Annotated in this window: 25 protein-coding genes, 1 rRNA gene and 1 pseudogene; 13 read left to right on the top strand and 14 right to left on the bottom strand. The window is 54.3% G+C overall.

From position 1 onward, the window contains the following. Positions 1 to 201 precede the first annotated feature (201 nt). Both rrf and BMY49_RS01655 read left to right on the top strand, forming a co-directional pair. A 5S ribosomal RNA gene (gene rrf / locus BMY49_RS01650) occupies positions 202 to 317 on the top strand. Positions 318 to 588: 271 nt separating this feature from the next. Further along, positions 589 to 777 carry a hypothetical protein gene (locus BMY49_RS01655; RefSeq protein ID WP_058579726.1) on the top strand — a complete coding sequence of 63 codons (189 nt, stop codon included), beginning with the start codon at positions 589 to 591 and terminating at the stop codon, positions 775 to 777. 116 nt (positions 778 to 893) lie between these two features. Here the strand turns inward: BMY49_RS01655 and BMY49_RS01660 are convergent, their stop codons facing one another. Further along, a complete protein-coding gene (locus BMY49_RS01660) occupies positions 894 to 1,745 on the bottom strand; it encodes a Tim44 domain-containing protein (RefSeq protein ID WP_062375309.1) in 852 nt (283 codons plus the stop codon). Positions 1,746 to 1,887: 142 nt separating this feature from the next. Between BMY49_RS01660 and BMY49_RS01665 the strand changes: the two genes are divergently transcribed. After that, complete coding sequence (locus tag BMY49_RS01665) at positions 1,888 to 2,463, top strand: isochorismatase family protein (RefSeq protein ID WP_044630708.1); 576 nt, start codon at positions 1,888 to 1,890, stop codon at positions 2,461 to 2,463. Positions 2,464 to 2,465: 2 nt separating this feature from the next. On the opposite strand, the gene yaaA is transcribed toward BMY49_RS01665, so the two are convergent. Together yaaA and BMY49_RS01675 are read right to left on the bottom strand one after the other, a co-directional pair. Next, positions 2,466 to 3,245: a peroxide stress protein YaaA gene (yaaA, locus tag BMY49_RS01670; protein ID WP_074211078.1), complete on the bottom strand. Its 780-nt coding sequence runs from the start codon at positions 3,243 to 3,245 to the stop codon at positions 2,466 to 2,468. A gap of 123 nt (positions 3,246 to 3,368) precedes the next feature. Next, positions 3,369 to 4,400: an NADP(H)-dependent aldo-keto reductase gene (locus BMY49_RS01675; RefSeq protein ID WP_062363190.1), complete on the bottom strand. Its 1,032-nt coding sequence runs from the start codon at positions 4,398 to 4,400 to the stop codon at positions 3,369 to 3,371. Between the two features lie 249 nt (positions 4,401 to 4,649). On the opposite strand from BMY49_RS01675, the gene BMY49_RS01680 reads away from it, so the two are divergent. Both BMY49_RS01680 and BMY49_RS01685 read left to right on the top strand, forming a co-directional pair. Further along, positions 4,650 to 5,144 (top strand): tetratricopeptide repeat protein, encoded by a 495-nt coding sequence (locus tag BMY49_RS01680; protein WP_062363187.1) that lies wholly within the window; start codon positions 4,650 to 4,652, stop codon positions 5,142 to 5,144. Positions 5,145 to 5,182: 38 nt separating this feature from the next. Continuing rightward, positions 5,183 to 5,689, top strand: a complete 507-nt coding sequence (locus BMY49_RS01685) for a hypothetical protein (RefSeq protein WP_089674606.1) — start codon at positions 5,183 to 5,185, stop codon at positions 5,687 to 5,689. Between the two features lie 24 nt (positions 5,690 to 5,713). Here BMY49_RS01685 and BMY49_RS01690 read toward each other — a convergent pair whose 3' ends face one another. The 5 genes from BMY49_RS01690 to BMY49_RS01710 all read right to left on the bottom strand — a co-directional run bounded on the left by BMY49_RS01690 (position 5,714) and on the right by BMY49_RS01710 (position 8,486). After that, the gene (locus BMY49_RS01690; protein WP_058579720.1) at positions 5,714 to 6,259 is read right to left on the bottom strand and encodes an LOG family protein; all 546 of its coding nucleotides are present in this window, start codon (positions 6,257 to 6,259) and stop codon (positions 5,714 to 5,716) included. A 62-nt stretch (positions 6,260 to 6,321) separates the two neighbouring features. Beyond that, on the bottom strand, positions 6,322 to 6,843 hold the full coding sequence (locus BMY49_RS01695) for a DUF501 domain-containing protein (RefSeq protein ID WP_044630714.1): 522 nt from the start codon (positions 6,841 to 6,843) through the stop codon (positions 6,322 to 6,324). Between the two features lie 12 nt (positions 6,844 to 6,855). Next, positions 6,856 to 7,158 (bottom strand): hypothetical protein, encoded by a 303-nt coding sequence (locus BMY49_RS01700; RefSeq protein ID WP_044630715.1) that lies wholly within the window; start codon positions 7,156 to 7,158, stop codon positions 6,856 to 6,858. Between the two features lie 40 nt (positions 7,159 to 7,198). Further along, on the bottom strand, positions 7,199 to 7,606 hold the full coding sequence (locus BMY49_RS01705) for an acyl-CoA thioesterase (protein WP_044630716.1): 408 nt from the start codon (positions 7,604 to 7,606) through the stop codon (positions 7,199 to 7,201). A 73-nt stretch (positions 7,607 to 7,679) separates the two neighbouring features. After that, positions 7,680 to 8,486 (bottom strand): hypothetical protein, encoded by an 807-nt coding sequence (locus BMY49_RS01710; RefSeq protein WP_089674608.1) that lies wholly within the window; start codon positions 8,484 to 8,486, stop codon positions 7,680 to 7,682. Positions 8,487 to 8,597: 111 nt separating this feature from the next. Here BMY49_RS01710 and BMY49_RS01715 point away from each other — a divergent pair, with 111 nt between their 5' ends. Further along, positions 8,598 to 8,957: a hypothetical protein gene (locus tag BMY49_RS01715; protein WP_228219931.1), complete on the top strand. Its 360-nt coding sequence runs from the start codon at positions 8,598 to 8,600 to the stop codon at positions 8,955 to 8,957. A 1-nt stretch (position 8,958) separates the two neighbouring features. On the opposite strand, the gene BMY49_RS01720 is transcribed toward BMY49_RS01715, so the two are convergent. Then, positions 8,959 to 9,390, bottom strand: a complete 432-nt coding sequence (locus BMY49_RS01720) for a hypothetical protein (protein WP_062375304.1) — start codon at positions 9,388 to 9,390, stop codon at positions 8,959 to 8,961. A 39-nt stretch (positions 9,391 to 9,429) separates the two neighbouring features. Here BMY49_RS01720 and BMY49_RS01725 point away from each other — a divergent pair. After that, a pseudogene (locus BMY49_RS01725) lies at positions 9,430 to 10,593 on the top strand (MalY/PatB family protein). A gap of 21 nt (positions 10,594 to 10,614) precedes the next feature. Here BMY49_RS01725 and BMY49_RS01730 read toward each other — a convergent pair. Next, positions 10,615 to 11,559, bottom strand: coding sequence for a thioredoxin family protein (locus tag BMY49_RS01730; protein WP_089674610.1), 945 nt, complete (start codon positions 11,557 to 11,559; stop codon positions 10,615 to 10,617). A 40-nt stretch (positions 11,560 to 11,599) separates the two neighbouring features. Here BMY49_RS01730 and BMY49_RS01735 point away from each other — a divergent pair, with 40 nt between their 5' ends. From BMY49_RS01735 to BMY49_RS01750, 3 genes are all read left to right on the top strand, one after another. Then, positions 11,600 to 11,782 carry a hypothetical protein gene (locus BMY49_RS01735; protein WP_089674612.1) on the top strand — a complete coding sequence of 61 codons (183 nt, stop codon included), beginning with the start codon at positions 11,600 to 11,602 and terminating at the stop codon, positions 11,780 to 11,782. A 524-nt stretch (positions 11,783 to 12,306) separates the two neighbouring features. Next, the gene (locus BMY49_RS01745; protein ID WP_035565904.1) at positions 12,307 to 12,630 is read left to right on the top strand and encodes a type II toxin-antitoxin system RelE/ParE family toxin; all 324 of its coding nucleotides are present in this window, start codon (positions 12,307 to 12,309) and stop codon (positions 12,628 to 12,630) included. A 26-nt stretch (positions 12,631 to 12,656) separates the two neighbouring features. Then, positions 12,657 to 12,950 carry a helix-turn-helix domain-containing protein gene (locus BMY49_RS01750; RefSeq protein WP_039860777.1) on the top strand — a complete coding sequence of 98 codons (294 nt, stop codon included), beginning with the start codon at positions 12,657 to 12,659 and terminating at the stop codon, positions 12,948 to 12,950. A gap of 96 nt (positions 12,951 to 13,046) precedes the next feature. Here the strand turns inward: BMY49_RS01750 and BMY49_RS01755 are convergent, their stop codons facing one another. Then, positions 13,047 to 15,380 carry a TOTE conflict system archaeo-eukaryotic primase domain-containing protein gene (locus BMY49_RS01755; RefSeq protein WP_089674614.1) on the bottom strand — a complete coding sequence of 778 codons (2,334 nt, stop codon included), beginning with the start codon at positions 15,378 to 15,380 and terminating at the stop codon, positions 13,047 to 13,049. Positions 15,381 to 15,664: 284 nt separating this feature from the next. Here BMY49_RS01755 and BMY49_RS01760 point away from each other — a divergent pair, with 284 nt between their 5' ends. Further along, complete coding sequence (locus tag BMY49_RS01760; RefSeq protein WP_084354696.1) at positions 15,665 to 16,096, top strand: DUF488 domain-containing protein; 432 nt, start codon at positions 15,665 to 15,667, stop codon at positions 16,094 to 16,096. 73 nt (positions 16,097 to 16,169) lie between these two features. Here BMY49_RS01760 and BMY49_RS01765 read toward each other — a convergent pair whose 3' ends face one another. Further along, positions 16,170 to 16,736, bottom strand: coding sequence for a YIP1 family protein (locus tag BMY49_RS01765; RefSeq protein ID WP_089674616.1), 567 nt, complete (start codon positions 16,734 to 16,736; stop codon positions 16,170 to 16,172). A gap of 127 nt (positions 16,737 to 16,863) precedes the next feature. Between BMY49_RS01765 and BMY49_RS01770 the strand changes: the two genes are divergently transcribed. Then, positions 16,864 to 17,280, top strand: a complete 417-nt coding sequence (locus BMY49_RS01770; RefSeq protein ID WP_039858438.1) for a MarR family winged helix-turn-helix transcriptional regulator — start codon at positions 16,864 to 16,866, stop codon at positions 17,278 to 17,280. Positions 17,281 to 17,439: 159 nt separating this feature from the next. Beyond that, positions 17,440 to 17,760, top strand: coding sequence for a carboxymuconolactone decarboxylase family protein (locus tag BMY49_RS01775; protein WP_062362547.1), 321 nt, complete (start codon positions 17,440 to 17,442; stop codon positions 17,758 to 17,760). A gap of 92 nt (positions 17,761 to 17,852) precedes the next feature. Here BMY49_RS01775 and BMY49_RS01780 read toward each other — a convergent pair whose 3' ends face one another. Both BMY49_RS01780 and BMY49_RS01785 read right to left on the bottom strand, forming a co-directional pair. Next, the gene (locus BMY49_RS01780) at positions 17,853 to 19,346 is read right to left on the bottom strand and encodes an MFS transporter (RefSeq protein ID WP_089674618.1); all 1,494 of its coding nucleotides are present in this window, start codon (positions 19,344 to 19,346) and stop codon (positions 17,853 to 17,855) included. 40 nt (positions 19,347 to 19,386) lie between these two features. Continuing rightward, positions 19,387 to 19,845 (bottom strand): universal stress protein, encoded by a 459-nt coding sequence (locus tag BMY49_RS01785; protein ID WP_035558455.1) that lies wholly within the window; start codon positions 19,843 to 19,845, stop codon positions 19,387 to 19,389. Positions 19,846 to 19,900 lie beyond the last annotated feature (55 nt).

Here is a 19,900-nt window from a genome sequence, read left to right on the forward strand (position 1 = left end):
GGTGTGGAAGCGCTGCAAGGCGTTGAGCTAACGTGTACTAATGGCCCGTGAGGCTTGACCCTATAACACCCAAGGGGTCTGGTCGCCGTGATAACGATGAGTGTGAAAACACTCGGATAACCGGATACGTGTACTGAGCCGATCAAACGGCTTGGTAAGAGACGCACACAAAACACAGCATGGTATGCATTTACAGTTACGCCTGACGACCATAGCAAGCGTGAACCACCTGATCCCATGCCGAACTCAGCAGTGAAACCGCTTAGCGCCGATGGTAGTGTGGGGTCTCCCCATGCGAGAGTAGGTCATCGTCAGGCACTTATACCGCAAAAAACCCAGCCAATAGGCTGGGTTTTTTGTTGCGCGCTCGATAAGCGTGCCATGACCCAAGCCCCGAGCACAACAGCGTGCACGGGGCTTTTTGCTTTCTCTAATGTATACAGCGATATGCACAAAGCTTCCTTGAAACGATCGTTTTAAGAAATTAAATAACAAGGAGTTACTAGGCTGTGGTGGCGGTAGGCGTGGTGAGCAACTAGTATGAGTGGGTACCTATTATTGAAGCACCATCTCAGGAGGAGAGGCGATATGAGTACCCCACTAATGAAGAAGCTTGCACTCGCATTACTAATGGCCATGATGATGGGCGGTTTGGCCGCTTGTGATAATCAAGGCCCAGCGGAAGAAGCTGGTGAGAATATCGATGAGAGCATGGAAGACGCTGGCGATAGCCTAGAAGAGATGGGTGAGAATATTGAAGAGTTCGCCGAGGACTAAGCGAGCCTGTCGCTTATCATGAGCTATCGAGTAGCTTGAAATTATATCGATACAAAAACAGCCGCTAAGAAGCGGCTGTTTTGTGTTTTAGGGCTTATTAACCTATGTAGCTAGGTTTATGCGCCTGGGTTTTGCTCAATACCTTGCAAATACCAAGGTGCTTGATCGCGCATGGCACGGGTCAAATGCCACGTTTCGTTAAACTCAGTTTGCTCACCATTCTCTTCCAAAATGCCGTGGAAAATGACGGTGGCTTCGGCGTGGCCGTCGTACTCATTAATATCGCCAAGCTCCGCAAACAGACGCACTACCTCTGTACGGTTATTGGCAGGCTGCTCGGCACGCTCTTGACGCAGCAGGTTGTAAAGCTCTGGCGTAACGTACTCTTGAATTTGGCTGAAATCGTTATTATCCCAAGCGCGCTGAAGCGTCATAAAATGCTCTTTTGCACCGCCGAGAAAACGCTCTTTATCAAACCAGTCCGGCGTGCTCTGCAAACCGCTTGCAAGGCTGCCAGGCGCTGCTGTGAAGTTACTGGCAGGTGTGTGCTGTGTCTCCTGGCGTTCACGCTGATAGCCAGCAGCGTTGGCAGGTGCAGGACGTCGCTGCCGAATAAAGGCCCGGAAAGCGAAGATGGCAAGCGCTGCGATGCCAGCCATCAGCAGGAGATCCATTATGCGCAGTTCATCGAACGCGCCTCCAAAGAAAAGCGCCGCTAGCAGGCCGCCTGCCAGTAATCCACCCATCATACCGCCCATACCACCACGGCGAGCGGTGGCAGCACCTGCTCCCTGTTGCTGAGTGCCCTGAGCCTGTTGCTGTGCGGGTGTACTGGCCGGGCGGTCAGCGGAGCGCGAGACGCTGCCCATACTGCTACCGCCGCCTAAACGGCGTGCTTCAGCGTGCTCAATTGCGGCGCTAAAGCCCATGACGCTCACCAGTAGCATGACAAAGAATTGCCTTAACATGTTGATTCTCCAATAAGGATGCAGGTAATGCCCAACGCCTCTGAATGAAGCGCATAGAAAATAGTCAATCGCCAGTTTACCGTGTAACGCACCGCGTGGGTTATGGTGGGATTCACTATAAAGACAAAAGTAGGAGCAAAAAGTGCGTTTAGATCAGACTCAAAGTGTATTGCTCATGGTCGATTTTCAGGCTGGATTGCTACCGGTGATAGAAGGAGGTAACAACGCTATCCAAGAGGCGGCTTGGCTGGCAGGCATTGCCAACCATTTGCAGGTACCGGTATGGCTTACCGAACAGTATCCCGAGCGTCTGGGCGGAACCGATGCCCGACTATTGAGTTGTTTAGGGGCGTACCAGACGTGGCAAAAGCTACACTTTAGTGTGACCGAGGAGCCTGCGTTTACACAGGCGCTGGCAGCCCTTGGCCGCAAACAAGTGGTGATATGCGGAACCGAAGCGCACATTTGTGTGCTGCAGAGCGCGCTTGGCCTATTAGAAGCGGGATATAAAGTGTTCTGGCTCAGTGAGGCGGCCGCCAGCCGCCGCCCAGAAGAGGCGCGCCTTGCAAGAGAGCGTGCCTGTGCAAATGGCGCGACGGCGGTCTCCGCCGATATGGTGGCCTATGAGTGGCTCTACCGCTGCGATACAGCCACTTTTAAAGATGTGCACAGGCGGTTTCTTAAGCCGCGAGCCGCCCAAAAAGTAAGGCTTTTCTGACCTTACCGATCGGTTTCCCGGCGTGTGAAGACGAGGGTATCGCCTTCCGAGGCCGCAGCATCAAAACGGTAACCCGCTACATCGAAGCCCGTGAGCGCTTCGGGCTCGTTGATTTGCTGGCGGATTATCCAGGCGCTCATTAAGCCGCGGGCTTTTTTGGCGTAGAAACTGATGATTTTGAAGGTACCGTTCTTTTCATCCTTAAAGACTGGCGTTATTACTTGAGCATCCAGCTTTTTTACATCTACGGCTTTGAAGTACTCGTTGGAGGCTAAGTTCACCAGCACTTTCGAGCCGCTCTCAGCGATGGCGCTGTTCAGTGCATGCGTGAGCGTCGGCTTCCAGTAAGCGTAGAGGTCCTTACCTGCGTCATTAGGCAGTTTGGTGCCCATCTCCAGCCGGTAGGCCTGGATGAGATCCAGAGGCCGTAGTAAGCCATATAGGCCCGATAAAATACGTAAATGCTGCTGGGCGAACTGGTTATCCGCTTCGCTAAAGGTGTCGGCTTTAAGGCCGGTGTACACGTCCCCCTGAAAAGCCTGCACGGCGGGTTTCGCGTTGTCGAGAGAAAAAGGGGGCTGCCAATCAGCAAAGCGAGCCGCATTCAGTCCGGCCAGCTTATCGCTAATCCCCATGAGATCGCTTAGCTGCTGTGGTGAGTAGTCGCGCAAGATGTCGATCAACGGCTGGCTATAGTCGAGGAAGTCCGGTTGGGTGACGTTCTGAGTGGTGGAGGGTGTTTCAAAGTCCAGCGTTTTGGCGGGGGAAATAACGCTCAGCATGGCGTGCTCCTTGTGCCGTGGCAAAAGAGAGTCGCTACCCGAAATGAGTAACGAAAAAAGAGTAAGTCGAAAGATTATACCAAGCCTCGGCGGTGGCCGAGGCTATCGGCACGATAGGAGCCGTTAAGGGCAAGGATTGGGCATACGACGATGGATGTCGTCGATGGCGGTTAACACTTCCTCATCCAGCTTCAAGCTCTCGCTGGCCAAGTTGCTTTCCAACTGATCCATGGTGGTAGCACCAATAATATTGCTGGTAAGAAAGCTGCGCGAGTTAATAAACGCCAGTGCCATCTGCGCTGGATCGAGCCCGTGCTCTTTGGCTAGGTTGACGTAAGCCTGCGTAGCGGCCTCTGCCTCGGGCGAGGTATAGCGTTTAAAGCGCTCATAGAGAGTCAAACGGCCTTTTGGCGGCTGGGCACCATTAAGATACTTGCCTGACAGCACGCCGAACCCCAGCGGTGAGTAAGCCAGCAGGCCCACATCTTCACGATGTACAACTTCTGCTAAGCCCACTTCAAATGAACGGTTCAGCAGATTGTAGGGGTTTTGGATGGAGGCAACACGAGGCAGTCCTAGTTGATCAGAGAGCTGTAACATCCGCATGACGCCCCAAGGGGTATCATTTGAGAGCCCTACAGCGCGAATTTTACCTGCATCGACCAGCTCTTTAAGTGCGGAGAGCGTCTCTTCCAACGGAGTGGCGTCTTCCTGCTCAGCGTGGGTGTAGCCAAGTTTGCCGAAAAAGTTGGTGTTACGATCAGGCCAGTGCAACTGATACAGATCGACGTAATCCGTTTGCAGACGCTCAAGGCTGGTATCAATGGCTTGATGAAGGTGGTCCCGGCTCATTTTGGGGCCGCCGCGGATATGCTCCAAACCTGGGCCTGCCGCTTTGGTAGCGATGATGACATCGTCGCGAGCGCCTCGTGCTTTTAGCCAACTACCGATATAAATCTCTGTTAACCCTTGTGTCTCTGCTTTTGGGGGAACTGGATACATCTCCGCCGTGTCGATAAAGTTAATACCGAACGCCACCGCGCGGTCGAGCTGTTCATGAGCCTCAGTTTCGCTGTTTTGCTCACCAAAGGTCATGGTGCCTAGACAGAGTCGGCTGACCTCAATTCCGGTTCTACCCAGTGGGCGCGTTTGCATGATTGTCTCCTCGCTAAGGCGAAAATGTGTCTGGAAAGGTGGCGATCCATATCGCCGATACCAGCCTGTGGGAGGCATGTTAGCGAGGGTCTACAAAAGCAGCAAATCAATAGGGTTGAGTCATGGCGAAGGCAGGCGTATGCTTGCCAGCCCATCGACCGGCCAAGCGCCGGTTTATCGTATGGTTAGCCGTCGCGGAAGGTGAGATGGTTAGCCGAAGATCTCAACAGATAGGCAGGGTGGTTGGCCATGCCGCAGGCATCATCGTTGTTTACCCGGTTGGAATTTCGTCTAGCCGAGCAGCTCTTTCATACTCGTTGGTTACTACCGCGCTCACCGCGTACGCAGCGTCTCACTATGCGACTGTTTAAACGGTGTGCAGAAGCGGGGCACCCAGATGCACAATCCATTTATGGCCATATGCTGTTCCACCGCAGCCTGTCTCCCCAAGACAAAGCCCGTGGAGCACGTTATGTACTGGAAGCTGCCCAAGCGGGCGATGTAAAGTCGCAGTACCAGCTCGCGCAAATTCACGAGCACGGCTGCGTGCAGTATCCGCGTCGTGAAGATTATGCAGTCACCTGGTATGCCCGTGCTGCGCAGGCGGGGCACTATTTAGCCGCTGAGCGCTTAGCGCGTGCCTACCGCTTAGGTGAGCTAGGCTTAGCGGTAGATACTGAGCAGGCCGATTACTGGCAGCGTGTAGCAGAGCGCCAGCCTGCAGTGGAAATGGCGGTTGCTTAAAGCGCATGCCAGGTTGCGATTCATAAAAGAGGAAGTCAGTGTCCGAGACGCTACCCACAGTGCTAGATATTGAAGCGTCCGGATTCGGGCGCGGCAGCTACCCGATTGAAGTTGGCATTGCGCGTGCTGACGGTAGCTGCTGCGCGTTTCTTATTCAGCCATTAGATGAGTGGACCCATTGGGATCCAAAAGCCGAGCTACTGCACGGTATTTCTCGTGATCGGCTGATGAAAGAGGGCTACCCGGTGCGCCAAGTTGCCCAGTGGCTTAATGATGAACTGCGGGAGCTAGGTAAGGCTTATAGCGATAGTTGGGGCTACGATAATACCTGGCTGTCGTTACTGTTCCACCATGCTGGTATGCTGCCGCGCTTTCGCCTGGAAGCGCTACGCATCCTGCTCAGCGAAGAGCAACAGGCGCTGTGGAGCGATACCAAAGAGGCGGTAGTGGCTGAGCGTGGCATCCACCGCCACCGTGCTGGGGAAGATGCTCGCTTGCTCCAGCTCACCTATCAGCGTACGCGCACGCTGACTGCCAACGTATAAATTTCCGCTCTACTCTGCTCGTACTCAGCTTAGTTCTGCTTCTAAAGCGTCTAATAGCTGGCTGGGCGTCGGTGCATCGAGCAGCATGTCTCGTGTAGCTTGCGCCAGAAAACCGTGGCTGACCGTGCTGTCTAAAAACGCCAGCAGTGGGGCGTAAAATCCATCGGTATCTAGCAGGCCCATCGGCTTGTCGTGTAGCCCCAAATAGCCCCAGGTCCAGATCTCAAACAACTCCTCAAACGTGCCAATGCCACCGGGCAAGGCGATAAAGGCGTCAGCGTTCGCCGCCATGGTGGCTTTACGTTCATGCATATTAGGCACGCGAATCAGCTCGGTTAAGCCGAAATGAGCCTGTTCACGCTCAACGAGATGGTCGGGCATAACGCCGATGACGCTGCCGCCCGCGTTTAGTGCCGCATTGGCCAGTTCCCCCATCAGCCCGACGCGTGCGCCGCCGTATACCAAGGTGTGCCCGCGTTGCCCAAGAGCCGTGCCAAGCGTATGGGCGGCTTGGCGGAATGCTGGGCTGTTGCCCTCTCTTGAGCCGAGGTAAACACAGATGCGTGACATAGTCGGGGCGTCCTTATCGCAGAGGAGTTAAGGGTGAATCAGTGGGAGGCATTGCAGGACATCTAGCCTAGGCAGCGCTGTACGTCGTAGTGTTCGTCCATCCACTGTCCAATCACATTGTTACCGCACAGATGATGGGCGTATTGAGTATGTAGGCAGCGCACCTGCTGCCAGTTGCTGATGCCGCCTACACCGCGTTCGGTGAGAACATCGGTGTAGCCCAGGCGTGCCACTTCTTCGCGCTGAGCCTCGCTCATAAAGCGCCAGCGGGCATCAACGTAATCGCGATGGCTCTGTTGGTAAGCGGCTAAGAAGTCAGGTTCGTCCTGCAGACGCTGTTCTAGCGACTTGATCACGCCGACGGCTTCAATGCGCGAAATCTCGATTTTAAGCAGGTCGGAGCAGAGCCAGTAAAGCGTGGGGAAAGGCTTGCCATCCACAATCGGCGACATGCGCAGCACTAAAGGGGTGCCCTGTGTATCCGTGGCTGCAACGGCTTCGATACCGCGAGGCGCTCGCCCGAGCTGTTGGGTAATAATCGCCAGCTGGCGCTCGTCGGGTGCTTGGTCGGTACGAATTACCATTGCGTAGAACTCTCACTTTCGGTCGTCTTGAACAAATTTATTTGAGCGGCCAACGGCACGGAAAAAGCAGCGGTTAAGCTGCTCTGGAGAAGCGACATAGCGCCATTTCTCCTCGCAATACTCAGCTGCGCGGGCCATTAGCACGTCGTAAAGTCGATTGAATGGGGCATCATAATCGTAGGGGTCTGCGCCGAACAAGCGGATATGCGGGTAATCAGCGAAGCGCTCCATGAAGTAGCGTTCAAGGTCGGCTTCCACGGCGCGATGCTGCGCCGTGTTGTCAGGATCAATCCAGAGATTATAGCGAATAGCCATGGTGACTCCTGGAAGGCCCCACCATACATGGCAGGGGGAATTAAGCGGAGGCGGGCGCGGTATCCAAATGTGCTGTCAGCGCCTCGCGCAGCTCACCCTCAATAGGAACGGCGCGCTTCTCTTGATGGTCGTACTGCACCATTACCGTATGCCCTAAGTTGGTCAGCGTACCATGCTGCCGCGCTTCCTGGGTGACGGTAAACGAGCTGTTGCCCAAACGGGTTAGATAGGTACGGATTTCGATGTCATGGCCGTAAAACAGTTCAGCGCGGTAATCCACTTCCATGCGCGCCATGATTAATCGCCACTGTTTAGGGTTCAGGTCGGGCGTAAACAGTTTGAACAGGTCGTTGCGTGCCAGCTCAAACCAAGCGGGGAGCCGCGTGTTATTAATATGGCCGAGGGCATCCGTATCGTAAAAAGCGGGCTCAATGGTGCGAGTGAACATAGCGCTATCCTTATTATTAGAGGGAACGAGGGAGGTAAGAACCCTCCCAGAATTAACCCAAGCGAGCGCTTGGTCAAGCGTTACGGCGCTGTTGCCAAGCAGTGAACTGCATCCAGCCAAGCAGCCATAGGGTCGCGGCGAGAAATCCTGCCAGCGTTCCCCAGAAAAGCCCCAGCGTGCTGTAAGTGTACGAAACGCATAGGGTATAGCTCAGCAGCGAGCCAAGGCCCATGGGATAATGCTTAATGACTGTGGCGACGGGGGCATACCCATGCCCCACGTGCAGGATCAGCAAAAATGGCAGCATGGTGACGGGAAATGCAGCCAGCGTGCCTGCCCACTCTGGGGGGAGCCAGTGGGCGATACGGGTGATAGCAAAAATAATAACAGTGGCAAGCCCCGCGCGTGCCGCTAGCGCGGGCCAAGAAAAGGCGCTGCTCGCGGTACTCTTCACATCGGGAATGGAGCGGAACAGCCAACTGAAGACGCCAATGGCACAAAGCGTCACCAGCGTGCCGCTGAAGCGGGTGAAGCTGAACTGCGCGAGCAGGGTACTCATGACCAGCCACGCGGCAAAGCCTCCCAGCACACCGCTAATAACGCCCTTGATGCCAGGCTGGCGGCCTGTGATCACATAACCTGCCCCCAATGCCATTGTCGCGGTAAACCCGGCCAGCGTATGCACGGCGCTCTGGGTAGCGAAGGTGGGCGAGATCTCTAAACCGATAAAAAACAGCGCTAGTGCGGTGCCTAAAGGATAACCTGAGAGTAGCCCTGCAATGCGTGGGCTTGCACGGACAGCGATAGCGCTTAAGCCCAAAACCATGCTGACGGAGAGCCCCAGCTTTGCTAACTGCCAAGTGAGTGGTACTTCTAGCATGCGGCGTTTTCCTTACGTTTATTATGTGGTTGCTATTATTATGTCGCTGATTTTTAGCACATTAGGTGTTATTAACCGTTAAGACGTTGCTAGCGTGCGAGGCTGTTTACCGTGCCCCTTTCACCGGATTCCGGCACCCACGTGCTCTCTCCGCCGCCTAAACCCAGTGGCTGCGAACTGTGCCAGCGTGCATCGCCGCTCACCAAGCACCATCTCATTCCAAGGACGCTGCATAACAAGCCGCGTTATCAAAAGCGCCATAGCCGTGAAGAGCGGCTAACGGCCATTGTGTGGCTGTGTCATCCCTGCCATAAGCACATTCTCCGTCTCTACAGCGAGCGCGAACTGGCCGACCGCTTGGCTAGTTTGGAAGCGTTGATGAACGATGCCGATATTCGCGCTTTTGTCGATTGGCTTGCCACCAAGCCTGCGGGCTTTAAACCGAAATCACCGGGGCGCAAACGGCACTAAGCTATACCAGCCTCAGCCCCTGTTGGTCGCTCCAGGCAGCTGCCAGAGCCTCGTCCAGCGGTTCGGCTAAGTGGGCAGGCAGGGCGGCGCGGGCTGCATCCAGCGAATCAAACGAGCGGTTACGCAGCCAGCAGTACGCCCAGGCGCAGGCTTCTTCATCGCTTTGCGGGGTGGGCCGAGCGGGCATCTGGTTGAGCAGAAACACCGCCGTGCGTGGCGCCCACAGCGGTATCTCGCCCTGCTGGTCTTGGCTCCACTGCTCTAGCGTGGCGCCACTTGGCGTAGCATCGGGGGTGCCTAGTTTAGCGACCCTAGCGGTTTCCGCCAGGATGAGTGCCAGCTGGTCGGCATCTGCCTGACCCAGCGAGCGCCACTGCCGCAACAGCGCCGATAGGCCAGCGCGCATCTTGGTATAAAAGTCATCTTGCGGCATGCTCAGTGTTTACTCCCGTGGAAATAAGTGAGATTTGTTATGGCGTTCGATTTTGCCACGCCCGTCGAGCGACGCGCTCCCGAAGGAAATTACGCCTCGCAGAAATGGCACCGCTATGCGCAGGATGTGCTGCCGCTATGGGTCGCCGATATGGACTTTCATTCGCCGCCTGCGGTAATCGACGCGCTCCAACGGCGGGTGGCCCACGGCGTTTACGGCTATGGCGAAGTGCCCGCCACGCTCACCGCGGCCCTTTGCCAGTGGAGCGCTCACCACTATGCGTGGACCATTGAGCCCGAATGGCAGCAGTGGCTACCTGGTGTAGTGCCCGCGCTGCACTTTGCTGCCATGGCATTGACCCAGCCAGGGGAGGGCGTGCTGACCATTGCACCTATTTACCCGCCCTTCCTGGCCGTGGCTGAACGCACTGGGCGGCTAGCGCAACAGGCGATGTTAGCGGAGCCAGCCGCCCCTGGCGAGCCTTGGCAGCTGGATATCGCAGCGCTGGAAGCGGCCATTACCCCGCAAACCCGACTACTGCTCTGGTGCCACCCTCATAACCCGACCGGGCGCGTATGGATGCTGAGCGAGCTTGAGCAGTTAGCCGCCTTGGTCGAGCGCCATGATTTCTGGGTAGTCTCCGATGAGCTGCACTGTGATTTGCTGCTGGATGAAGGAGCACGCCATCGCCCTCTGGCGGCGCTGTTCCCTTAGCTGGCCAAACGCACGATTACTCTATGGGCGCCCTCAAAAACATTCAACGTGGCCGGGTTAACCAGCGCCTGCGCGGTCATTCCCGACGCCACGCTACGAAAGCACTTTGCCGCGGCCACAAAAGGTTTTTTACCGGATGGTAACGTGCTGGGCTTGGTGGCCGCCGAGGCAGCGTATCGAGAGGGCGAGCCTTGGCGACAAGCACTGCTGGACGTTCTACGCAGCCATCGAGCTGCGTTGGAAGCACGTGTGGCAACGTGGTCTGGGGTGTCGCTGAGCGCGCCAGAATCGACTTATTTGGCGTGGCTAGATATGCGTGAAACGGGCCTGGGGGCATCTCCCGCACAAGCGCTGTTGGAGCAGGCGGGTGTGGCGCTGTCAGACGGCGCGGCTTTTGGCTGCCCAGGGTTTGTACGGCTTAACTTTGGAACCACCGCTTCCCAATTGGAAGCGGCGTTATCGCGGATGGATACGCTGTTAAAAGCGTAACGTTGCCTTCGTCAGGCGCTATCAATAGAGCAGGGCGAACAGCTTGCGGCGGTAGGTGACCGTTAGAGGGTGGTCGGCTCCCAGCGCGTCAAAGACCTGTAGCAGCGTTTTGCGGGCCGCGTCGTCGTTATAGGCGCGGTCCTGCTTCATCAGCGCCAGCAGAGCTTCCAGGCCTGCGTCGTACTGGCCATCGGCCACTTGGCGTAGCGCCCGCTGGTACTGCGCTTCGCTGTCAGTGCGATCACCCAGCGCGGCGATCTCTTCTGTTGAGAGTGCCTGTTCGCTGAACTCGATGCTGGCGCGAACGCCACGGGCGGGTGCTGCATCGCGCTCCTCTGGCGGCAGGTTATCCAGCACGCTACGGGCTTCTTCACCACGCCCTTCCGCCACCAGCGCTTTGGCAAGGCCAATTTGGTAGGCGTAATGTTCCGGGTATTGGCCAATCAGCGTTTGGTAAATCTCCCGCGCGCCTGCGGCATCGCCAGCGCTCAAGGCTTCTTCCGCCTGCTCTTCGGGGCTGGGCGGTGCGTCGCCGGGGGCAGGGAAGTAGCGGTTCAACCACTCGCGCACTTCTTTTTCAGGCAGTGCCCCTTGGAAGCTGTCTACTAAGCCGCCTTGGCTAATGAGCTTCACGTCAGGCACCGAGCGCACGCCCAATTGCCCAGCGATCTCTGGATTGGCTTCCACATCCAGCGTTGCCAGCAAGAAGGCACCGGCGTACTCCACCGCCAGTTTCTCAAGCACCGGCATCAGGTTCTTGCACGGCTCGCACCAAGGAGCCCAGCAGTCCATCAGCACCGGCACCTGCATAGAGGCTTCCAGTACCTGCTGAATGTTGCCTGCGTTGAGCTCAATGATGACCTCTTCGCGAGTCACGCTAGGGCGCTCGCCACTGGTGGGCGCATTATTGCTCGCGACAGGGTCGGCAGTCATCGGGTTGCCGGTACGGGGATCAATAATCGACATGGGTAAACTCTGCATCGCATAAAAAAGGTTACTTCATGATATGCAGGCAGCCGCCCAGGGATTCAAGGAAGTGAAGGGAAATAAAGCGCTGAGCCGGAAGAGCGCACACAAAAAAGCCGATCCCCTAAAGAATCGGCTTTTTCTATGTTTGGTAGCGGGGACGGTTATGAGCCGGATTGATTTGATTTTCTTAGCGCTGCTTTATTTGTTGTTATTTGTCTAAATAGCCTGCTATATAAGGGTTTCCGTCGGTTTTTGAAATGCTGTCTAGGTAATTTAAGGTCAATCTAGCACGCTAAAGAGTGTCACAAAATAAAATGTAAAATTTACAGCATAAATGACCGTTAGGCTGCTGCTGAGGTCGGCAGCGGGTTAGCCGGACTCTGAAACCGGCGAGACTGGCATCATAGGTTTTGTCAGAACGGATTGTTTGGTATGCCAGTTCCCGTGAGATGGCGCTGGGCGGATGTTCCAATTGTCGGGCGATGGTTCGGATTTAGTAGTGAACCCGCATCTGCATGATGGCGGCTCGGTCTTCAGTAGAGAGGTCGCAATAGCAATGAGTCGTGGCAAAACCATACCGGAGGGTCAGATATTGCATTTGGTCATTGAGACCGCCAACCCAAGTGCGAATAGTCAACGGCATCTTATTGGTGATACGGCTACAGTGGAAGCCGCTTGAAGCATTCGATTGATGAGTTTATTATATCTGAACTGATATAAATTTATGGCAGTCAAGGAGCCAGCGTGGCGCGCAAGAAACCTGTTGCATTCGTTGGAGACTCGAAGGATCGGCTGCGCGACTTCTCTCTGGACGCCAAGCGAGAAGCGGGGTTTCAGATAGACAAGATTCAGGCTGGAGGCCAGCCGGACGATTTCCGCCCAATGCCAAGCGTTGGCCCTGGTGTCATGGAAATCCGCATTCGGGAACACAACGGCGCCTTTCGGGTCTTCTACGTGGCCAACCGGGGCGACGCGGTATTTGTGCTCCACTGCTTCCAGAAGAAAACCCAGCAGACCGCCAAAAAAGACATCGACTTGGGCAAGCAGCGATACAAGGAGCTGCCCTGAGCCCAACCACCAAGCGAGGTTAGAAAATGGCCATCGAGTATTACGACAGTGTGTGGGACGCCATCGAGGACACTCCTGAAGAGGCGCTGAACATGCGGCTGCGCTCCGAGCTCATGGCGAGGATTGCTGGCCGTGTAAGGGAGTGGGATATTACTCAGAAAGAGGCTGCACATCGTCTGGGAATCACCCAACCCCGCCTCAACGACTTGCTGAACGGCCAGATTAATAAGTTCAGTCTCGATGCTTTGGTCAACCTGACGGGGCCAGCTAACTTCCATCTCGAACTGGAGATTGAAGACGAGAAGGAAGTAGCCGCCTGAGAGTGACCAGATAAACTGGGTTCAGCTAGACAAGTGAAGAAATTCTTGGCCTCAGTTCACTTGATGAGCTTTTAACGACTGACTGCCTCTCAAAGGCTAAAGCAATCTGGTTTGCCCGGAAGCGATAAACTTATACCCCATAGCCTTATAGCCTTTCTCACGCTTTCGGAACATTCGCTCAAGCATAGGCAGGCCAGTATCCAAGTAATCATAGACAGTGACTTCTAGTTTGCCTTCGGTGTCTCGATGGAGTCTGCCTGCATACTGTGACAGCGTTCCTTTCCATGCGATGGGCAGAGCTAAAAACAGGGTGTCCAGTCGAGGCAAGTCAAAGCCTTCTCCAATGTATTTCCCAGTTGCAACGATGACTTGAACCCTATGCAACTCTTTTTCTGCCAACTGGCGCTCTTTGACGCGCATCCCACCACGTAAGATAACTGACGATATGGATTCAGCATCCAGCAGTGTCGCCAAGGTCTCGGCATGTTCTCGTCGTTCCGTCAGCACAAGGCAATTTGCTTGGTTGTGCGCACAGCTTGCAACATCCTGAACAATGGCCTCATTTCGGGCGCTGCTCTGGGCAAGCCAATGGTAAACCGATGCGATATGGGGCCGCACGCTAGGCTGGCAGATGTGGGTGGGTGGCGTTTCGTGATGCTCTCGAACAATGACGTGTTGAATAAATCGGTTACTGTGGTGCGCCTGGGCTTTGTGACGAATGGGCCCTGCAACCATCAACATGATTTTTTGGTGGCCATCCTGACGATCAGGCGTTGCTGTCAAACCAATGACGTATCGGGCGCTGACCTCATTAAGCAACATCTCGTAACGTGGCGCTGAGATATGATGGCATTCATCGATGATGACTTGCCCGTACTCCTTGACCTGCTTCGAGACTGTATTGTCTTTCTTATTGATCAAGCTTTGGTAAGTGGCAACGTCGACCTGCCCAGTAGGTTTCTTTTTACCGCCGCCAATTACACCGATGAGCGCACCCTCAAGGAAGGTGTCGAGTCGCTCCTTCCATTGATCAAGTAGCTGACGACTGTGCGTGAGGATCAGTGTGTTGACTTGCCGCCTGGTTATCACGCCAATAGCCGTTACGGTTTTACCGAAAGCGGTCGGTGCATGAAGTATTCCGGTATCGTGTTGGACAAGTGCCTGCACCGCCTTGTCCTGGTCGCCACGCAGCGTTGCTTTTAGGCTGACTCCAGGTAAAAACTGGCCTGATATTCTACGGTCATCAATGTCCACCGTGATTCCCTGTTTCAGCAGCAGATCTTGAAGCTCATCCAAGCAGCCTCTGGGAATAGAAAGATAACCTTGCTCAATATGGGCGCATGATATGTAGCGAGGGATGCCATGCGTCGAGAAACGAAGCGACTGTGTTTTGAAAAATACAGGATTAGCAAAGCTGGCCATTCGCTTTATTCGTGTCGCCAATGTTCCTGGAATGCCTGATAACTTTATATAAATGTGACTGGTCAGGATGAGCGTGATGCTTTCAGGACATCCAGAAATCTTCCCTGTATCAACCGGTAACGTTGACTCCCACGGCAACACAGTATCTACAGTCACACCGGAATTAGCCTCCTTGCCGATCAGCTCTTCAAGCTGAGCTGATGAAAGTGTCTGTTGCTGACTGAGCAGTGCCCATTGATCCGGGTATGGCGTAAAGTTGTCGTCGACGAAGACGGTGCATCCGCGACTTCGCGCCTCGTGTTGAAGCGGCAGGGCAATCAGATTGCCAAACCCACCATCAGGCATGGTGTCTTGGTTAGGAAATAGCCGGTCATAGGAGTCGAAGGATAAGCCTGGATGAAGCTCCATGGCCTTATCCAACAATTTGAATCCCAACCTCCTCGCTGACGAAGCTTGAACTGCTTCTGAAAAGAAAACCCATAGATGGGCACCCGCACCGGACCGAGAAACCTCCACAAGATAGGGTACGCCTTCACCACGACAGACCTGGGCTAGTGCACGAACATCCGCTTTCCAGTCCCCCTTATCAAAATCCGCCGCCAGCAAGTAACAAGAGCTATCCGGCAGTAAAGGGTAAAGGCCGGTCACATGTTTGCCAGACAGGTGGTCATAAACTGCATCAAAATCGAGGGGCTTGAAATTTTTGTGTCGACATTCTCCGCACTTGATCCGTGGTTTCTGACAGATGACCGGCATCCACTCGTTCGCACAAGCGACAGCATAGCCGGAACGACCGCCGGAACTCTGCCAGCGAACCGCATAAACATCCTGCCTGCCTCGAAAGAGTTTTCGGTATACTTCAACTTTCTGGCCAGGGGTGAGTAGCGGTAAATCATGTCGGTTTGCAGAGCGATACAGCTCTTGCTTTCGAGAAAGGAGAGCAGCCTTTTCTTGTTCAAGCTCTGATAGTCTCAGCTCAATAGTGACGAGTTCTTGATCTGTGCGGATACCTACCTCGTGCCCAGTAAAGCTATAGGGGTCTACGGTTTAACAGGTTAGAGACGCTTATTTGTAGTCTAGCTTATCGTCAGCACTCGGCTGACAGACCACACTCGTCACCATAAAAATTTACGGCGATCTATTTTGATATAATAGTAATGCATTGGACTGACAACACTGAGGCATGGTGTGACAAAGTTGGTAATATCGAAGATCAAACCCCCTTCCGGAGCGCTCGCTGAGATCGAGCGAGTCAACATTAACATTGCCAATCAATTGCCAGTATATAAACGATGTCGTATGAAATCATGTTAAAGCGTATATATGCGCCGATAGAGGATCACGACGGCACGCGCGTGCTGGTTGATCGGGTACGTCCTAGCGGGCTGTTTCCCAATTTATTGGCACTGAATGAGTGGTATCCAGAGATAGCGCCTGCCTCTCAATTATGCAGTCAGTATCGACAGAAAAAAATCAGTCAATCACTCTTTCTTGAGCGCTACAAGCGTGAGCTGAAGGCATGTCCTGACAAGCTACTGCCTTTAATGAGATTCGCACGAGCGGGGCGGGTTACCCTACTAACCGCCGCTCGTGAAATTGAAGATTCCCACCTTCCAGTAATCAAAGAGCTGGTGCTATCAGCGCTCGAAGAGGAAGACGCCAGTGATCGTGAATTTTGCTCATCGCCCTGCCTGGCGCACACATTACCCACTTCTCAACGTTAGACCGTTTGCTTCACGCGTCATCATTGGGCTTGACGATGAATGGGTTGGTGCCAGTGCGCCTAATATTCATGGCTTAATAAGCCCAGATAACAGCAAACAAAATACCCCACCCCAGAGCACTGGCAGCCATGATTGTGTAAGTGGCTGAGATCGTAGCAACATCAAATTCTTGATGGGTACAGAGTGCTTGTAAGCCGTGGTAAATCAAGCTGCAAGAGATGCCCAGCCCGCTAAGTATAACCACTACGTTGAAAAGTAAGCTGGGTACCAATAGTGCCAATGAAGCGACGAATAACGGTAGTGGTGCAAGTGTGGCAAGTAAATAGGCATCTTGATAGCTGATAGATAGCTCTTCAGTTCCATTGACTACAGCGTAGATTACCCAGCCAATAACGAAAAAACTCAATATCTCTGCTAGGAAAATAATTGTCGTGATAAAACGCCACTCTCGGTCAGCAAAGCCCGCCATAAATGCATCGCCGTAATGGGTGCCCGCATAATAGAGCATTACTGGCGGCAAGAGGGACATGGGTAACACCACCAGCCAAGCTAGTAAAGGAATGGAGGGGGAGGAAGCCTGTAGCTCTTTCCAGCCTTCACGATGGTTGAATGGTAATTTGAGAAAAGTGAGTGCTCTCATTTCAGATACCCCCTGCAGGTGTAATCTCAATGGTTATTTGTATCATAGTGTGATATTGTATTTTTCTAAAGCGCTCTAAATTGGCGAGTCAGCAATAGCCGAGTATGTGGTAAAGAGAATTGGAAAAATGAATAACCCTCAGACACTTGATAAAAGCGACTTTGAGCGGCTGTCGCAATTTCGTTACCGGTTGCGTTGCTTTCTTCGCCATAGTGAAGATATCTGTCGCCGCTATGGGCTGACGCCCTTGCAGTATCAACTATTGCTACATCTTCGTGGTTTCCATGGAAGAGACTGGGCGACGGTGGGGGAGCTAGCGGAACGGCTTCAATCAAAACATCATGGGGTGGTGGCGCTAGTTGATCGCTGTGAGCAGCTATCATTGGTTGTGCGGCGGCAAGGGCGTGAGGATCGCCGCCAAATAGAAGTGCATTTATTGGAAGAGGGCGTGAATCGGGTAACGCAAATCGCTGAAGCTCATCAACCTGAGTTGCGTCATTTGCAGGAAGAGACGCCATTTCCGGGTTGGCATAAGTCCACTTAATGCAGAGCTTAAGACGTTGGATATAGCCAATATACATCGAATGTCCTCATTAATAATGCTTGGTTCGATTGCTGTGTTTAGCTCTTAAGTGTGGTGTGTGGCATTTAGTTGCTGTACTTCTATACTGTGAACTTCAATTTATCGTTAAGGTATTGCACTATGACAAAGCATGATTTGCCTTCTGGAGCTGGAGATGTCGCAAACCAGTATCCTGAGATATGGGAAGCTTATGCCGCTTTGGGCAAAGCCTGTGCTAAAGCTGGGCCGCTTGATGAACGTAGCCGACGCTTGATAAAACTCTCGCTGGCCATAGGGGCACGCTCCGAAGGGGCCGTTCACTCCCATGTGCGTCGTGCCTTGGAGGAGGGAGTGAGTGCCGAGGAACTGAAACAAGTAGCCATGTTAGCGATTCCTACCACCGGATTTCCGACTGCTGTGGCGGCCTTAACCTGGATTGAGGACATCACGGATCCTGATTAAGAGCGCTCTGAGGGCGCTCTTTTTATTCTAGAGGCACTGTCCGGATCCAATCGACGCGAACAGTGCCGTGACGCTACAGATGTGCCGACCGTTCAGTGCTTGGCACTCTGTAGTGCCTGCTCTTCGATATCTCTATCGACCGAAGAAACATAGTACTCGTCGTCAAAAGCGCCCTCTGGCTCCTTGAGCCACACTAGGCAGATAACCCAACTGATGAAGGCGCCGGTCGCGATGATGTAGAAGAACTGCGACGGTGTGACAAACGTGAAGATGGTGAGGTAAACCACCGCGCCAACATTACCGTAGGCGCCGGCCATGCCCGAGATTTGCCCAGTGATGCGGCGCTTGATGGAGGGAATGATGCCGAAAGTCGCTCCCTCAGCCCCTTGTACGAAAATCGAGGTGCCGATGGTCACCGCAATGGCCAGAATGAGTGGCCAACTCGAATTGAGCATGGCCATTAGCAAGAACCCAACGCTAATGCCAAACATGTAGCACAGCATCACAAAGCGCCGGTTACCCATGCGGTCGGAAACCATGCCGCCCATGGGGCGCGCCACCAGATTGACGAACGCGAATGACGCAGCGATCAGGCCGGCCGTAGCGGCATTCAGGCCCCAGGTCTCCTCAAAGAACATGGGCAGCATCGATACCACTGCGAGTTCAGCGCCGAAGTTGGCAAAGTAAGTACTGTTAAGCGCAGCCACACTGTTGAACGAGTACTTGTCATCCTCAGGCACCCCCTTGCGCAGAATCGGCAGGTTGACCCGCAGGATCTGTATGATCTGATAAATAACGATCGCCACGATGGTGAGATAAGCGATGACCGCCCCGGTGATGGATAAATAGCCCATGTACTGGATGCGCCAGACCAGGATGGCGAGTACGCCGACCAGCGGGATCGTCCAGATGATCAGCTTGATCATATCGCCCCAGGAGCTCACTTCCATGGCGGCGGTCTTACGTGGTTTGCGGTGGGCCTGGGCATCTGGGCCATCAGTGATCGCGAACCAGTAGTAAACACCGTAAGCGGCCATAACAAGGGCACTCTGCGCGATGGCCCAGCGCCATCCATCCGGGCCGCCATACATGCTCAGGGCGATAGTCGGCAGCGACATGGCCGCTACGGCGGAACCGAAGTTACCCCAGCCAGCGTAAAAGCCTTCGGCGAAGCCGATGTCCTTGGGCTTGAACCACAGCGCCGTCATGTGAATACCCACCACGAAGCTGGCACCAATCGAACTCAGTACTAAGCGCGCCACCAACAGCTGCGTCATGCTGTTACCGAAAGCAAACGCCAGTGCCGGTAGTGACATAGTTACCATAAGCACCGAGAACACCCGTCGCGGGCCGAATCGATCCAGCGCCATGCCAACGATGATGCGCGCGGGAATGGTCAAGGCGACGTTGCAGATGGCGAATAGTTTGAGATCATCCGTGGTCAGCCAGTCGACGCTCTTGAGCATGCTCGACGCGAGCGGTGCCATGTTGAACCACACGTAAAAGGTAATAAAGAAAGCAATCCAGGTCAGGTGCAAGGCCCGGATTTCAGGGCTGCGAAACTTGAATACAGCGGAAACTTTCATGGTCGTATCGTCCCGTGTCCCAAATGTGGTTAGAGGCTGCTTAAGGGCTGGGTAGGATCAACAAGGGACACTCGGCGCGTCGGGCCAGGAATGAGCTGACGCTGCCGAAAGTCATGTAGTCGAGTTCATCAACAAAATAAGTCAACGATTTGGCGATGATGCCGCCGTCCGGTTGATGGCTATGGCGAGCAATCACCAGTAGGTCTGGCGAGAGTTTGCGAGTGGCCTGAAGCAGCATCTTGCGCGCGTCTCCCTCGGCGAGAAGCTGCTCGGCCTGGAAGCCCTCGCCGATAGCGAATGCCACACCCTCTTGAAGGTGCTGCTTAACCTCATCGTGTTCCTGCTGAAAAAGCGCCTCGTTGTTATCGGTAGCGTCGAGTGGGTTCTCCACCACGCCAACCAGTACCAGCAGGGGTTGGTTACAGCGGAACATATTGACGACCTGAGCGAGTGCCAGCTTGGCGTTTCGCGAACCGTCATAGGCGATCATGATTTTCATGGTGTCCTCCCGCATTGGGGTAGGGGGTGAAGACCCGGAGCTTGGCTCCGGGCGT

Source organism: Vreelandella aquamarina, assembly GCF_900110265.1.
Taxonomy (GTDB): Bacteria; Pseudomonadota; Gammaproteobacteria; order Pseudomonadales; family Halomonadaceae; genus Vreelandella; species Vreelandella aquamarina.